Origin of the sequence: Rossellomorea sp. FS2, assembly GCF_047915635.1 — a bacterium.
Classification (GTDB): Bacteria; Bacillota; Bacilli; order Bacillales; family Bacillaceae_B; genus Rossellomorea; species Rossellomorea marisflavi_A.
The window spans coordinates 130,912-146,211 of sequence record NZ_JBLRVS010000007.1; the positions used below are offsets into that span (position 1 = coordinate 130,912).

A 15,300-nucleotide genomic window follows, 5' to 3' on the forward strand; every position below is an offset into this window, starting at 1 on the left:
GTCTGTGATGGTGTCGTTGATTAGCCATATCGTAGCACAGGGATCCAAAATTGAAAACGTTTCATAAAATACCAATCATAACACCAAAACCCTTGATACATAAGGTTTTTTCGTTGTTATCATCAAAATTGGTACGGTAAATACCACCTATCCCTTGTGAAAACATGACCAAATTGACCGCGGTGATTTTCCTGTGTTTTACTTGAGTCATCGCAAACGAAATGGAAGGTGTGTCCACATGGAACCGAATCTTATTACACATATAGAAGCTGTCGTCACGAACCCCCACCGTCATAACTTTGTCGTCGTGAAGGTGGAGACGAGCAGCGGCATCACCGGCTACGGCTGTGCGACGTTCCAGCAGCGTCCTCTCCCCGTCCAGATGGTGGTGGAAGAATACTTGAAGCCGATCCTCATCGGCCGGAACGCCCACAATATCGAGGATCTCTGGCAGATGATGATGGTGAACTCCTACTGGCGGAACGGCCCGATCATCAATAATGCCATCGCCGGGGTCGACATGGCCCTTTGGGATATCAAGGCGAAGCTTGCCGATATGCCACTCTATCAATTGTTTGGAGGGAAATCGAAAAGTGCCATCGCCGCGTATGCCCACGCTGACGGTCTGACGCTGGATGAACTATTTGAAGGTGTCGATGCCCTGGTGGACCGTGGATTCCGTCATATCCGCTGCCAGCTCGGCAAGTACGGCGGGAAGAATCACGCCATGCATCTGCCGGATCAGCTCATGGACGGGGAATACTATGATCCCGATATCTACATGCGCGATGTCGTAAGGATGTTCAAAGCTCTACGTGAGAAGTACGGATATGAACTCCATTTCCTTCATGACGTCCACGAACGCCTCTCCCCGAATCAGGCGATCCGCCTTGCGAAGGAGCTCGAACCGTATCAGCCGTATTTCCTTGAGGACGTCCTCCCTCCGGATCAGAATGAGTGGCTCGATCAGCTACGGAGTCAGACGACGACGCCGATCGCAACAGGCGAGCTCTTCAACAATCCGATGGAATGGAAGGATCTCATTGTGAATCGCCGCATCGACTACATCCGCTGTCATGTGTCCCAGATCGGCGGCATCACGCCGGCGTTGAAGCTCGGGGCCCTTTGCGCGACGTTCGGCGTACAGATCGCTTGGCACGGTCCGTCGGACATGACCCCGATCGGTGTTGCCGTGAACACCCACCTCAATATGTTCCTTCATAATGCGGCCATCCAGGAGGTACAGGAGCCGGAAGATGTGATCCGCGAGATGTTCCCGGGTACTGTCGAGGTGAAGGAAGGCTATATTTATCCGATCGAACAGGCAGGAATCGGGGTCAGCTTTGACGAAGACATGGCGAAGGGGTATCCTTGCGTGTACAGGAAGCACGAATGGACCCAGTCCCGCCTGCCGAACGGGACGATCCATACTCCTTAACGGAAGGAGAGGATGAGATGAAGAAGCGGGAATTCATCTCCGATGACCTGCTGAGCAAGATCTATCAGAATAAGTACCCGCCTGGCGGCAAACTCCCGACGGAACGGGAGCTTGCCGATCAGTATGGGGTGTCGCGCTATACGATCCGGGAGGCGCTGAAGAAGCTCCTCAACATCGGGAGCATCCACGTTGTTCAGGGATCGGGCATTTTCGTCACCGATACGATCACCCAGAGTCCCCTGATCTCCAACTCCCTTCAGGAGAAGAAGTTCAAGGACATTGAATCCAAGGTCGTCTACTTGAAACGGGAAAAAGCGTCAGCTTCATCCCAGCGGATCTTCGACAGCCAAAGCGATGTCTGGTCCTTCAAGCGCGTGCGTCTCGTTGACTACCAAAAGGTACAGATTGAAACATCCCTTGTTCCCGTGGAGCTCTTCCCGGATCTCGATGAAGGCGTGATTGTCCAATCGGTTCATGAGTATGTACAGAAATGCGGATATGATATCTCTCATTTTATCACGAGCTACAGCGCCGTGAATGTATCGAAGGAAGATGCGGAGCTGCTGAACTGCAAGAAGGGGCTTGCTGCTATGAAGATCGTGAACCGCGGGATTCTGAAGGACGGTCAGGTGTTCGAATACAGCGAGTTGATCAACCTCGATTATTCGGTCTCCTACTTCACGCCGTTCAATACGAATAAGCATCAGTTCCGGAAGAACTGAAGAAGCGAGCCCCAGGGGCTCGCTTCTTTTATGTTCTCAGGATGCTTAAAACGTAGATAAGCACGGTTCCGCCCTGGATGATAGCCGGGACGAAGGCGTATTCGCGCGGTAGCACCCAGTACAGGGCCAGGCTGACGATGAGGATCGGGATGACCGCGAACAGCCACAGCCTCACCTTCCGATTGGACAGGTTGAATTCGAACCGTTCCATCCTTTCCCTCCTTTTCTTTATCGGGTTTCTCTCGTTTGCTTTTCAAGATAGTCTTTTTCCTGTTTGGGGGATAGAAGGCCCTTTGCCTTCCCAATATTGCCGCCCATGAGGCGCCAGACGGTGTTATGGTCGCTGACGGCCTGTGAGAAGTCCCCTTTTTGCCATCGGGTGAGGATCTCCCGGTACTCTTCATCGTTCTTGTATGTTTTCTCATCAAGCTGCTGCAGAAGGAAGGCGATCCGCTCATCGGTGATTTCGAAGAAGGACCATTTCTCCCCTGCCCTCACCTTCTGATGGCTCATGGCGTGGAGGTATTGGCGCATCAGCTTCTCCGATATCGGGGTCTTGACGTCTTCTTCAAATGGATTGCCGTCCACCTCGGCTGCAGATACCTTATTCGGTTTGACCGCAGCCGCCGGATCCCCGTTTCGATCTTCTTGAGCCGTCTTACGGTCCGGCTCGAGATTTCCAAGGGTCATATACACACCTGCGATCGTCACAAAAAGGATCGTTCCCAGAATGATTCCTATCCATTTTTTGCTCATAAACGTCCCCCTTTTTTTCTCTCATGGTAGATATTTCTATAATGGAGGTGCTCCCTCCTGCTTCCTGCAATAAAAAAAGAGCTCATCTAGAGTCCTTATCTTACATGACCTTCAAGGAAAGGTTCCCTTTATTCGTTTGATAGAGGACCGGGGTCAACCCCTTCCCCTCCAGTTCATATTTCCTCTCTGATTCTTTTGCTACCATGACCGATTCGTAGTCATCGTAGCGCAAGGATAGGATGTATTTCCCCTTCTCTAGGAACGCCAAGGTTTCTTTCGTGAATGTGAGCGTGACGAGATGTCCCGTCTGTTCCACTGCGTCTGCCACGATGAAGAGGTCTTCGATGAACTCCCGGTTTTGGAGTTCGACGGCTTGGATGTCAGGAATGCGGTGGCCGGTCAGTTCGACTTCCATGATGACATCCTTCCCACTTTTCCTTTCTTCGACTACCTCCGCCTGGACGGGGACTTCAATCGGAATCGTTGTGCCATCCGATAGCCTGGCGACGTTGTATGGCAGTCCGTCTCTCTTCTCCTGGCTGCTGTCTCCGTTGGTGGTGGCCCATTCGGCCAACGCAACGACCCGGTCATATTCCCTGTTCACAAGCAGGGAGAAGTATTCTTTGTTCAGTGGCTTTTTAATTGTTTCCTCCAGCGTATACGGACGATTGTAGCTGGAGAAGATCGAGAGGACCTCCTCAAACTTCGAGAAGTAGGCTTGCTGGTTTTCACTGTTCACGAAGTGCTTCCTGTTGAATAAGCGGGTGATGCTGTCAAACTCCACCAGGCGGTTGACGATCATCTTCTCTTGTTCCGGAGGCAGTCCTTTATCCAAGACATACTTCAGGACGGTGATATTGGTATCCATCTTTTCGATAATATCGGTCTGTTTGGTCAGTGATTGGTTCTCTGCATATCGATTGATGTAGTAGACAGGGGCGGTCGTGGTGGAGATCTCCCCTACGTGCGTGAGGATATCGATGAAGAACCGCTTATCCTCGGCATATTTCATCTCAGGGAACCGGAACTGATGCTTCCTGATGAAGGAGGTGCGCATCATCCTGGCCGTCGGTCCGAGGTGGTAGAAGATATGGGGGATCTCATAGGGTGACACGCTCTTCCTGACCTTGCAGGACTCATATCTCCCGATGAGCTTCTCCTTCTTCCCGTCCACCTGGATCGTCTTCCCGACAGCATAGTCGGTGCCTGCCTCTTCCATCACACTGTGCAGCTGACGGATTCCGTCGTGATCCAACCAGTCATCTCCATCCAGGAAGGTGACATAGGTTGAATTCGATAGATGCATACCCAGATTACGGGGATAGGCAGGGGTACCCGTATTCTCATCCAACAGCACGGCGACGATATTGGGATACAGCTTCGTGTACTTCCTCAGGATATGGCGCGACTTGTCTGTCGATCCATCGTCGACGAGAATCAGGGTGATTTGGGAGAACCCGATCGTCTGGACGATGACCGAATCGATCGTCTTCTTCACGTATTTCTCCGCATTGTAGACCGGGACGATGACGGTCACTTTGGCATGCTTACGCAATGCAGCCTGGTTGTATATGGTATAAGGGATGCGATCAAAGGTCGGATCTTCATTCCTGGTTGTAAAGGGTAGAATGTTTTTAAGAATCATGATCATTCTCCTACTGAATGGATTATGGTGCACCATGACCATACCCGTTTTCGGAGAAGGCGACACACACTGGACTCTGGTAGTTATACCCATACAAAAAGGAGCTGCCCATGAGCAGCTCCTTTTCTGATTTATTTCACTCGAAGAGACAGATTTCCCTTTACCGTGCGATAGAATTGATACGAATTCTTGCCGCTCTTCAGCTTGCAAACGGCTTCCGCATCTTTCAGCACCATGAGTCTCTCGTAATCTTCATACCGGAGGGCCATCATATACTTTCCTTTGCCGACCTTCTCCATATCTTCAGGCGTCAGGGTGATGGTCACCATACTGCCCGCCTGCTCGACTTGGCCCGCTACATTGTATACTTCCGTGATGTAATCACGATGCTGGAAGTCCACGCCTTGGATCTCAGGAATGTCATGCCCCTTCATCTCGACCGTGAAGGTGACGCCATTTCCGGTCTGCTTCTCACTGACGAGCTTGGCTTCAACCGGGATTTCGATGTTCACATCGGTGCCGTCCTCAAGATGCGCAACGGTGTACGGCAGTCCATCAATGACTTGATACGAGCGCTCGCCATTGAATTTCGACCAGGTCGACAGCTCGATGACTTTATCATAATCCTTCTGGGCAAGATAGGTGAAGTAGCGTTTGTTGAGCGGCTTCTTCATAATATCTTCCAGCTGATAGCTGCGGTTGAATGAATAGAAGACCCTCATCACTTCCTCGAACTTCTGGAAGTACGGTGTCCGGTCTTCACTGCGGATAAAGTGCTTCCGGTCGAATAGGCGCGTGATGCTGTCAAACTCCACAAGGCGATTGACGATCATTTTCTCCTCTTCTTCAGGAAGATTCTTCTGCATCACATATTTCAGCACAGCAATGTTCGTATCCATCTTCTCGACGATATCCGTTTGTTTCGTGAGTGACACATTATCCGGGATACGGTTCAAGAAATAGATCGGCTCCGTCGTAGTCGAAATTTTGCCTACCTGTGTAAGGACATCGATAAAGAATTGCTTGTCCTCGGCAAACTTCATCTCCGGATAGCGGATCTTATGCTTCTTGATAAACGATAACCTCAGCATCCGGGCACGCGGTCCGAGATGGTAGAAGATATGCGGAATCGAATAAGGCGATACATTCCTACGCTCCATGCACGATTCATAGCGACCGATGATCTTCTCTTCCTTGGAATCGATCTGTACCGTCTTCCCGACGGCATAATCACATTTGGTTTCTTCCATGAGCGTATGAAGCTGACGGATCCCGTCGTGCTCCAGCCAGTCATCGGCATCCAGGAACGTGATATATTCCGAGTTTGCAAGATGGGCCCCGAGATTACGCGGGAACGCAGGCGTCCCTGTATTCTTCTCGAGGAAGATGGCGACGATATTGGGATAGAGCTCCGCATAGCGCAACATCATATGCCTAGATTTGTCCTTCGAACCGTCATCCACAAGGATCAAGGTAATGTTCTGAAATCCGTGTGTTTGGACAATAACCGAATCCACGGTCTGTCTCAGGTATTTCTCTGCATTATAAACCGGGACGACGACAGCAACGTCAGTCTTCTTGGTGAGTGCTTTATGATTATGAATGCTGTATGGAATCCGTTCGAAATACTTCTCGTCTTCACTCTTCGTGAAGGGTAAAAGGTCTTTTAATTTCATATTCATAGTCTCCTAATTCGTGATATGTTCACAAATATTATGGTCGTCTGCTAACAGCCGGACCAATAGTTCATTCTATCAGGACTTCAAATAAATAACAACTTGCAGAGGAATCCACCTTTTCAGATATTCATTAGACGCATAGAGGTCCTAAAAGGTTTCGTTCATTTTACAAAAATCTACAAATGAATCTTTTCTCCTATTATACAAAAAAAGCTGTGAGACAGCACCAGCGTGCCATTCTCACAGCTCTATGTTCCATTTAGAAACGTTTATATCCGACAAACTTCGGAGCCCAATACGTATTATTCAGCTTCGTCACCACAACGCCGCTGTCAGATGCATGGATGAATTCCCCGTTGCCGAGGTAGATTCCCATGTGGCTGATGCCGGCTTTGTAAGTATTTTCGAAGAATACGAGGTCACCAGGAACCGGATTGGAGACGGATTTTGCCTGGCTGTAGTAGCCTTCCGTGCTCGTACGGGAGATGGAGTAGCCCGCTTCGTTGAATACATAGTAGATGAACCCACTGCAGTCGAATCCGGACGGCGTCGTACCGGCCCATTTATACGGGGTGCCGAGGTACTTCTTCGCCACGTTCACGACCGTGGATGATGACGGAGTCTGAGTGCCCGTAGTCGCGGTGTTGACTGTTCCGGTTGAAGTGGAAGTAGAGGTCGAGCCGCTCACCTTGAGCTTCTGACCGACATAGATCGTGTTGGACGTAAGCTTATTCCATGACTTCAATTGTGAAATGGTTACATCATATTTGTACGCGATGTAGGATAAAGAGTCACCGGATTTGACCGTATAGCTTCCGGACGTCGACGGTTTTGAAGCCGTAGTGGTCGAGGTCGAAGTGGACTTCGAGCTTCCGGACACGATCAATTTTTGACCAGGATAAATCAGGTCACTCTTTAGATTGTTCCATTTCTTCAGATCCGCTACATACACATTGTACTTCTGGCCGATCTTCGACAGGTAGTCCCCGGATTTCACGGTGTATGTTGTAGTGGATGATGATGACGTTGTCGATTTCGACACTTCCAATACCTGATTCACATAGATCATATCGGAATTGAGTTTGTTCATGGATTTCAGACTTGAGACACTTGTATTGTATTTAACGGCGATTCCAGAAAGCGTATCCCCAGACTTTACTTTATAAGAGGCAGCCTCAATCGAATCGACAGCCATAGATGACAGAACAGCAGCAGTTGTAAAAGCGATTATCGTTTTCTTCAAGATCTTTCTCCTTCGCAAATAATGTCGTTTTTGCACGCCTACCCATTATCTCCGAACTAGTCCGATAGGTTAATAGGCTTATTTTCTTATGTGAAGAAAAACATGGAAGAAAGCCCAGTATAATCACGTTTAGTAATTTGTGGTAATGATGGTAGTTTGGTTTGTTCATAGGTGGTTTGGGGTATTTATGGGGGCTGTTTCCTATATTGGGGGTGGAATAAGGAAGTATTTAACATGTTTTGGGATAATAAGGTATAATACTAATCAGAACGGTTTACCGTATTTTGAAGGGAAATGGGGTTGAGTGTTGAAGAGGATTTTGCTTTTTTCTTCTATATTGTTTATTGGGATTGTTGTGGGGGTTGTGGTGTGGGTACAGAACGAGGGGCAGACTGCTCCCCTGTCGATGAAGGATAAGATCGAGGCCGCCGCTCAGGAGATTCATGTCCAGGACATTCTGCAGAGCCACTCGATTGATGATGGGTTAGAAGCGGTCTTATTCCTTCTGAAGGACGGTCGGATCGGATATGCCCTCGTAAAGGATGATGAGATTCACCACGTATTTTGGACGGATACAAATCAAACCTATGATCAATACCAACATCACGTCATCTTACTGGGGAAGAAGGAAGATCCCGCCCATACACGTTTGACGGCGACGATTATACGGCCCCTTGACCAGCCGAAGTACTATCGTACGGTTGAGTTGGGAGAGGGCGAGTATTATCTGGCATCCTTTGAGATTCCGAAAGAGGATGAGCAAGTTCGTTTTGGGGAAGATGGATGGCGGTTTAACTAATGTTGATTAGGAAGCCTTAGTTGGATGGGCTTCTTTTTTTATGGATTGTTGAATAAGGGGACTGCAAGCGCTACTCAAATGCACGAAAATCGGCTGAAATGGAAGGCTGGCGGGGTGATTGCTCCTGTACGCTAGCCCTTTTCTTTCAACTCTAATGGATTTACTTTCAACTGTCGCCGATTTACTTTTAACTTTCGATGATTTACTTTCAACTTTGATGTTCGACTCATTTCCCATTTTCAACTATGCTACATTACGTTCAACTTCAAGTGATTACTTTCAACTTTCATTGTTTATTTTCAAGTCTCGTGACAGCTCCTATCTAATAGGAAACTCCACCACAAACATCGTCCCTTCAGACGAGCTGCTCTCCAGGCGAAGGCTGCCTCCGTGGGCCTGGGCGAGCATCCGGGAAAACGGCAGTCCCAGCCCGAGGCCGCGCGTCTTGAGCTTCTTATCTTCCCCGCGGTAGAAGCGTTCGAATACCAGCGCTTGTTCCGCTTCCGGTATCCCGCTCCCGGTATCGCTGACCGATACGGTGCAGGTGTCCCCTTTCCGCTCGAGCTTCACACGCAGACTGCCTTCTGCTTCTGGTAGGGCCTGGCGCGCGTTGTTCAAGAGGTTGATGAGGATCTGTTCGATCCGCAACGGATCCACGTCTGCTTCCATGTCTTCAGGGGGTGTCTCCAATTCCAGCTGGAACGACTCCTTCACCTGGGTCTGCTTCCACTGACTCACGATATCGTCCACAAGGTCGTTCATGGCGACGGCCTCTTTCCGCACGGGAATGGCCCCTGATGAGAAGGAGTTGAAGTCAAGAAGGTCGCCGATCATCCGCTGCAGGCGGTCCACTTCCTTCAGGGAAATGTCGAGGAATTCCTTCGCTTCGTCCTCGGTCACGACCTCGTCCTTCACCGCCTGGATGAGGCCGCTGATGGAGGTGACCGGCGTCTTCAGATCATGGGTGACACCGGCAAGGAGCTCCGACCTGAGCTGCTCCAGGTGCTGGAGCTTCTCGGCCATCTGCTGGAAGGAGTCCACGAGCTCGTAGATTTCCTTTTCCTTGGCGGGTTCTTTCAGGCTGACGTTGTAGTTCCCTTCGCTTACAACTCTCGCGGCACTCGCGACTTCCGAGATCGGAGCCGACAGCTTGCGTGATAGATAGTAGATGACGAGCCAGCCAAGCAAACCGAGGCTCACCAGGAGGATGGCGAGTAGCCGGTACTCCTGGTTCACTTTCCCAAGGTCCTTCTCGAGGTTCAGCATGACCACATAGCCGAGGACATCGTCTCCGTTTTTCACCGGCTGGCTGATGGCGTACGCCTTCCCTTCTTCACCGAGGTCGATTTCCACTTTCCTCTTCTCAAAGAAAGTCGTCGAGATCTTTTGTGCCTGTGGCTGAGCTCCCGGTGGTCCCCCGCGGAAATGGTTCTTGTCGGAGAGGACGTTGCCTTCGGGGTCGACGACGAAGGTGGACGGCGGCTCATCAAGGTTCAGGAGCTTGCTCCGCTCTTCGACGACGTCCTTCAAGACAGGCGGAATGAGGATCTGTCCGTCTTCCGTCACGATCCGGTCGGCGAGCTCCTGGGCCATGACCTGGGTCAGATTCAGGCGGTTATCGATCGTCGTCTTCCGGATCCAGATCGCCGAGATGAGGGCGATGACGAGGAGCCCGACGACGAGGGTGATGAGGTAGCGGGTCGTCCAGTAGCGGAGGAGCGTCTGGCGGCCAGGCTCTTTAGCTTTCGTGAACACTGAACTGATACCCCAATCCCCTGAGCGTGCGGATCTCCCCCTGCTCCTTCGGCCACTCCTCCAGTGACTTCCGAATCCGCTTCACGGCAAGATCCACGGCGCGGTCGCTTCCTTCATAATCCATGCCCCACACCCGGTCGATGAGCTGCTCGCGTGTGAACGTCTGATTCGGATGGTCAGCGAGAAAAAGGAAAACGGAAAGATCCCGCGGCGTCAGGGTGATCTCCTCCCCTTTCAAGTGAACAGTATGGGACTGGCGATTTATTTTCAGATCACCATAGAGCCTTACACTTCCCGTATCGTACACGGGGCCGCTCCGCCTCAGGACGGCCTGCACGCGCGCGACGACTTCATCCCCGATGAACGGCTTCGCTATGTAATCATCGGCACCCGAAGTCAGCCCCTTGAGGCGGTAGTCCACGTCGCCGAGGGCCGTGAGCATGATGACAGGCGTCGGCGCAAGAGTCCTGATCGACTCCAGGACCGACCAGCCATCTCCGTCAGGCAGCATGACATCAAGAAGCACAAGATCCGGCTGCACATTGGTATAATCCTTCATGGCTTCCCTACCTGAGTACGATTGCACAACGTCAAAGCCGCTTTTCGCCAGGTACGCCTTCAGGACCCTGGATATGGTGATTTCATCTTCAACGATCTGTATGGTTTTCATATGAGAAATCCTCCTATAGAAGCATTATAAAGGAAAAACGGGTGGGGAAGAAATGCTTGGGGAAAAAGAAAGAGTGCCAGGGGGACGGCACTCTCATTTATATGAAAGGGGTCAAAGGGTCACGCTGGTCTGGGATGCATCCAGATCGGTCTTGTCTTCAGACTGATCGCCTTCCTTCGTACTGCTGTCTGGACCGTGATCACCGCCACCGCGCGGACCTTTCATCTTCACGCCTAGATTCTCAAGCTGCTCATGCGCTTCTTCCCGGGTGATGGTCCCTTCGACCGCCTTCTTCAGGATGGCCTGGGCTTTTTTCTTTGTTGCTGCATCCAGATCGGCAAACGGATCCGGCATCTTGTCGAGGTCCAAGTCGACATTGAGCTCATCCAGCTCCTTCTGCGCTTCTTCCTTTGTGATCATGCCCGCCATATAGCGGTCGCGGATATCATGGGTCTTCTGGTGAGTCTCCTCATCCATCCCGTGGCGCTGCGGCATCTCGATACCAAGGTCAGCAATCTTTTCCTTCGCTTCTTCCTCCGTCAGATCACCCGACTTCACTTTGTCACGGATGTCATCCAGCTTCTGTCTGGTCTCATCATCAAGCTCCATGCCAGGTCCGCCGTGATGACCACCGCGTCCCGGAGGACGGATCCCCAACTCATCGAGCTTTTCTTTCGCCTCATCCCTCGTGATGGTCCCATCCTCCACCTGGCCCTTGATATCATCCAGCTTGGACTTTGTTTCCTCATCAAGCTGCTGCTTCTCCTCCACCTGCGGCTGATCCGCCGTGTCCTGTGTCGTCGCCGTATACGCGGCCGGCGCCAGGATTCCCAATGACAATGCACCCGCCACCACTTTTGCCGATAGTACATTCAACATCTTACCTACCTCCAGTTCATTTTGAATTTGTAGATTTTAGCCTTGCAAGATTGAGTGTAGGGGTGGAATGTGTCAGGAGGATGTCGGGGGAGAAACTTTGTCTATTTCAATAGTAAGGAACGAAGACAGGTTTAGAACTGTCCTCACCAGTGCATATACCTATATATGTAAATTCCTCTTCGAACACCCCATCATGCGAGAGGGATGTCCCTATCCTAGAATGGGGTAGTGGATCGAAGGGTGAAGGAAGATGATTATTACGATTAAAAATTTAAACAGGAGGCCAGCTTAATGAGTTTTGAAAATGAACTAAACAAACTATATGAAAAAATCGCGTATCAGGTACATGACACCATCCCTACAGAATGGGATACATTCTGCTTCAATGGTGAGGTTAAAGAGAAAGATGGAGGAGTATTTTTCTTTTTCAAGCCAACAGAGAAAGAGGAATATGTATTCTCTCACTCCATTCCAAGCTTATACGGTGTGGATAATAAGGTTTACAGCAAAGAACTTCACCGGTTGTTTCAACTAACAGTTGACCTCCAACGTGTTTTTATAGAGAACGGCCAAGAGCCCTGGTTCTCTGTGACATTGATACTGGAGCGCACAGGAAAATTAAACGTGAAGTTTGATTATACAGATTGGCACTCCAGTGAATTCGGTCCTTCAGACCGCATCATGTACTTTGAATATAAGTATGTGCGTCAGAGTGATGAACCCTTGGCTATGCGCTTAATCGAGAACATGAAGGCATTTGAAGGCTTGTGATGGATGATGAGGTTAGTGAACAGTTATCTCTCCAAACAGCCATTAACAGAGCAAGAGATTTCAACGATTACTCACCTATTCACAAAGCATTATGAGGAAGAAATCGAAATCAATAGCTATAAATATGATCACCGAATCCATTATGAAACGGATTTCGATTTAGTGGGAATAGAATTCCAAGTGCATACGATTCACTCAGAGCTGGATAAGCTGATTACCATACACGAACAAGCCATGCTACTCCTTGATCAGCCTGTAGAAGTCATTGTAGCGAATGATGATACGGATACAGAGATACAAATGTTTGAAACTGATTCCAATGATGTATCGGGATTCGGATTGTTCATTACTCAAAAATCCTTCCCTGATATAAAACCATACTATGCATCAGAAAACTGTTATGCGTATGTGAACTTTGAGTATGTTAGTTTCGGTGTACTATTTTAGGATTCTGATTGGCAGTACTCTATTTAACTTACCATCTACCATTAAAACGAAAATGATTATGGAAAGGACACTATAGTTCATGAGGAGTTTTACAGAGATTGATGACAAATTGCGACTACTCGGAATGACAAGTAAATATGAACTCAACCCAATTGACAGCATAAAAGAAGCAAAACTTTTCCCCCTGCCCCTTCCCTTGGACTATAAAGATTTTCTTATAAAATACGGCCCGTTAAACTTTTACGATGCTGCCATCCACCTTATCCCCACCCTTTCTATTGATGAACCCTTGTCACTCATCAATTTCTATGGATTCAGTCCAGGCACATCCAATTTCCTTACCGTAATGAAGCGTTATCGAGACAGGATTCCGGAGGATATGATTCCTATCGCCGAATGTCCCGGCGGTGACCAAATCTGTATAGGCACAGGCAACAAGGTATTCGGTAAGATCTATTATTGGGATCACGATAAAGAGAAACTGCATGTGAACTCCCAAGAAGATATGTGGGGGCCCGTTACACTCATTCATCCTTCTTTTTACGATTTAATCATGAGTGTTCAAAAGGTTGAAGAAACTGAAGACACGGAGAATCCAACGATTGTAGAAATGAAAATAAGCGATGCATTTCTTGCCAGAATAAAAAAATAGGTTTCCGATCATTCCTCGAGCGGCCATAAGCTGTCGAGGTTTTTTGATTTAATTTCCTCCTAAATGAAAACGCTCTACATTTTCATTGACAACATGTATATACAAGATTACAATTGAACTATATCTTGTATATACAACACAGTATTTTGGAAGCGTTACCGATAGATTAGGAGTTTCTACTCATTCCATATGGGGAATGGTTGTTACAAATGTAAGCGAACACATTTTGGGAGGGATACACATGAGTGTGGATAGACAATCGGTTAAACAGATCATCGAAGCCATCGGGGGAGCGGACAATATTTCGACCGCGACGCACTGCGTGACACGTCTTCGTCTTATTCTGAAGGATGAAGGAAAAGTAGATAAAGAGAAATTGGATGATATCGATATCGTAAAGGGATCATTCTCTTCAAACGGACAGTTCCAGGTCGTCATCGGGCAGGGGCTCGTCGATAAGGCCTATAAAATCCTTGCTGAGGAAACAGGCATCCAGGAAGTATCAAAGGAAGATGTAAAGAATGAAGCATCCAAGAATTTGAATCCGCTTCAACGGGCCATCAAGACCCTGGCTGACATCTTCATCCCGATCCTGCCGGCCATCGTCATGGCGGGTCTGTTGATGGGTCTCAATAACATTTTGACTGGTAAAGGAATTTTCTTTGATACGAAATCCGTCATCGACGTCTATCCACAATGGGCAGACCTCACCAATATCATCAACCTGATCGCCAACACGGCCTTCACCTTCCTGCCTGCACTCATCGGTTGGTCGGCCATGAAGCGTTTTGGCGGGAATCCACTCCTTGGGATTGTCCTTGGATTGATTCTTGTCCATCCGGACCTTCTCAATGCATGGGCCTACGGATCTGCTGAAAAGATTCCGACTTGGAACATCTTCGGTCTTGAAATCGACAAAATTGGGTATCAGGGACAAGTCCTTCCGATCCTCGTTGCTTCTTATGTATTAGCGAAAATTGAGCGTTTCTTGGATAAACATGTACATGATTCAATCAAACTGTTGGTTGTAGCACCTGTTGCCTTGCTTGTCACTGGATTGCTTTCATTCATTGTCATTGGACCAATCACATTCTTCATCGGTAACCAACTGACAGACGGCGTCATCTGGATCTTCAGTCACTTCGGCTGGCTCGGTGGCCTACTGTATGGTGGATTGTACGCAGTCATGGTCATCACCGGGATGCACCATACGTTCCTGGCCGTCGACCTGCAGCTCGTATCCAACACAGGCGGAACATTCCTATGGCCGATCCTGGCACTATCCAACATCGCACAAGGATCTGCCGCACTCGCCATGATGTTCCTTGCCAAAAAACAAAACCAAAAGCTGAGCGGCCTGGCCGGTACCTCCGCCCTATCCGCTTATCTCGGAGTCACTGAACCTGCCATGTTCGGGGTCAACCTGCGCTACAAATTCCCGTTCATCGCAGCCATCATCGGTTCCGCCGTCGGAGGCGTCCTGCTGGCCACAACAGGCACCGAAGCCTTCTCCATCGGCGTAGGAGGAATCCCAGGTATCTTCTCCTTCAAACCGCAATACTACCTGACATTCGCCATCGGAATGGTCATCTGTATCATCATCCCATTCCTGCTCACCATCCTATTTGCCAAATTCAGCAAAAACAAAATCAGCTAAAACAGTTGAACCAACTTGTATATACAAGTTAAAATGAGGGAGCGACAAGGACAACCAGTCCCGCTCCCTTTTTACTAACTAAAAAGAAAAGCAACCTGGTTAGGTCGCTACACACAATTGATTTTGGACAGAATGGGGAATGGTAGCCTTAAAGAGAAGGGGCATGTATATAAACAACCATGAAGTA

15 protein-coding genes are annotated in these 15,300 nt (G+C 49.0%); 7 read left to right on the forward strand and 8 right to left on the reverse strand.

Annotated elements, in window-relative coordinates:
• Positions 1-238: 238 nt before the first annotated feature.
• Positions 239-1,438, forward strand: a complete 1,200-nt coding sequence (locus ACNA6I_RS20075; protein ID WP_416314062.1) for an enolase C-terminal domain-like protein — start codon at positions 239-241, stop codon at positions 1,436-1,438.
• 17 nt (positions 1,439-1,455) lie between these two features.
• Positions 1,456-2,160, forward strand: a complete 705-nt coding sequence (locus ACNA6I_RS20080) for a GntR family transcriptional regulator (protein WP_416314063.1) — start codon at positions 1,456-1,458, stop codon at positions 2,158-2,160.
• Positions 2,161-2,188: 28 nt separating this feature from the next.
• Here the strand turns inward: ACNA6I_RS20080 and ACNA6I_RS20085 are convergent, their stop codons facing one another.
• The 5 genes from ACNA6I_RS20085 to ACNA6I_RS20105 form a co-directional block, all read right to left on the reverse strand.
• The gene (locus tag ACNA6I_RS20085; RefSeq protein ID WP_367258410.1) at positions 2,189-2,371 is read right to left on the reverse strand and encodes a hypothetical protein; all 183 of its coding nucleotides are present in this window, start codon (positions 2,369-2,371) and stop codon (positions 2,189-2,191) included.
• 17 nt (positions 2,372-2,388) lie between these two features.
• Positions 2,389-2,916, reverse strand: coding sequence for a DUF6241 domain-containing protein (locus ACNA6I_RS20090; protein WP_416314064.1), 528 nt, complete (start codon positions 2,914-2,916; stop codon positions 2,389-2,391).
• A gap of 100 nt (positions 2,917-3,016) precedes the next feature.
• The gene (locus ACNA6I_RS20095; RefSeq protein ID WP_416314065.1) at positions 3,017-4,561 is read right to left on the reverse strand and encodes a glycosyltransferase family 2 protein; all 1,545 of its coding nucleotides are present in this window, start codon (positions 4,559-4,561) and stop codon (positions 3,017-3,019) included.
• Between the two features lie 131 nt (positions 4,562-4,692).
• Positions 4,693-6,237: a glycosyltransferase family 2 protein gene (locus ACNA6I_RS20100; RefSeq protein ID WP_416314066.1), complete on the reverse strand. Its 1,545-nt coding sequence runs from the start codon at positions 6,235-6,237 to the stop codon at positions 4,693-4,695.
• Between the two features lie 262 nt (positions 6,238-6,499).
• Entirely contained in the window at positions 6,500-7,483 is a 984-nt protein-coding gene (locus ACNA6I_RS20105; RefSeq protein ID WP_416314067.1) for a LysM peptidoglycan-binding domain-containing protein, read from the reverse strand.
• 337 nt (positions 7,484-7,820) lie between these two features.
• Here ACNA6I_RS20105 and ACNA6I_RS20110 point away from each other — a divergent pair, with 337 nt between their 5' ends.
• On the forward strand, positions 7,821-8,282 hold the full coding sequence (locus tag ACNA6I_RS20110; protein WP_416314068.1) for a hypothetical protein: 462 nt from the start codon (positions 7,821-7,823) through the stop codon (positions 8,280-8,282).
• 318 nt (positions 8,283-8,600) lie between these two features.
• Here ACNA6I_RS20110 and ACNA6I_RS20115 read toward each other — a convergent pair whose 3' ends face one another.
• The 3 genes from ACNA6I_RS20115 to ACNA6I_RS20125 form a co-directional block, all read right to left on the reverse strand.
• Positions 8,601-10,037: an ATP-binding protein gene (locus ACNA6I_RS20115; protein ID WP_416314069.1), complete on the reverse strand. Its 1,437-nt coding sequence runs from the start codon at positions 10,035-10,037 to the stop codon at positions 8,601-8,603.
• On the reverse strand, positions 10,021-10,707 hold the full coding sequence (locus tag ACNA6I_RS20120; protein WP_063191932.1) for a response regulator transcription factor: 687 nt from the start codon (positions 10,705-10,707) through the stop codon (positions 10,021-10,023). The genes ACNA6I_RS20115 and ACNA6I_RS20120 overlap by 17 nt, the downstream gene beginning before the upstream one ends.
• 111 nt (positions 10,708-10,818) lie before the next feature.
• The gene (locus tag ACNA6I_RS20125) at positions 10,819-11,586 is read right to left on the reverse strand and encodes a hypothetical protein (RefSeq protein WP_416314070.1); all 768 of its coding nucleotides are present in this window, start codon (positions 11,584-11,586) and stop codon (positions 10,819-10,821) included.
• Positions 11,587-11,877: 291 nt separating this feature from the next.
• On the opposite strand from ACNA6I_RS20125, the gene ACNA6I_RS20130 reads away from it, so the two are divergent.
• From ACNA6I_RS20130 to treP, 4 genes are all read left to right on the forward strand, one after another.
• The gene (locus ACNA6I_RS20130; RefSeq protein ID WP_414130978.1) at positions 11,878-12,357 is read left to right on the forward strand and encodes an immunity protein YezG family protein; all 480 of its coding nucleotides are present in this window, start codon (positions 11,878-11,880) and stop codon (positions 12,355-12,357) included.
• A 3-nt stretch (positions 12,358-12,360) separates the two neighbouring features.
• Complete coding sequence (locus ACNA6I_RS20135) at positions 12,361-12,804, forward strand: hypothetical protein (RefSeq protein WP_416314071.1); 444 nt, start codon at positions 12,361-12,363, stop codon at positions 12,802-12,804.
• A gap of 79 nt (positions 12,805-12,883) precedes the next feature.
• On the forward strand, positions 12,884-13,456 hold the full coding sequence (locus ACNA6I_RS20140; protein WP_416314072.1) for an SMI1/KNR4 family protein: 573 nt from the start codon (positions 12,884-12,886) through the stop codon (positions 13,454-13,456).
• A 241-nt stretch (positions 13,457-13,697) separates the two neighbouring features.
• Complete coding sequence (gene treP / locus ACNA6I_RS20145) at positions 13,698-15,113, forward strand: PTS system trehalose-specific EIIBC component (protein WP_148794551.1); 1,416 nt, start codon at positions 13,698-13,700, stop codon at positions 15,111-15,113.
• Positions 15,114-15,300: the final 187 nt, after the last annotated feature.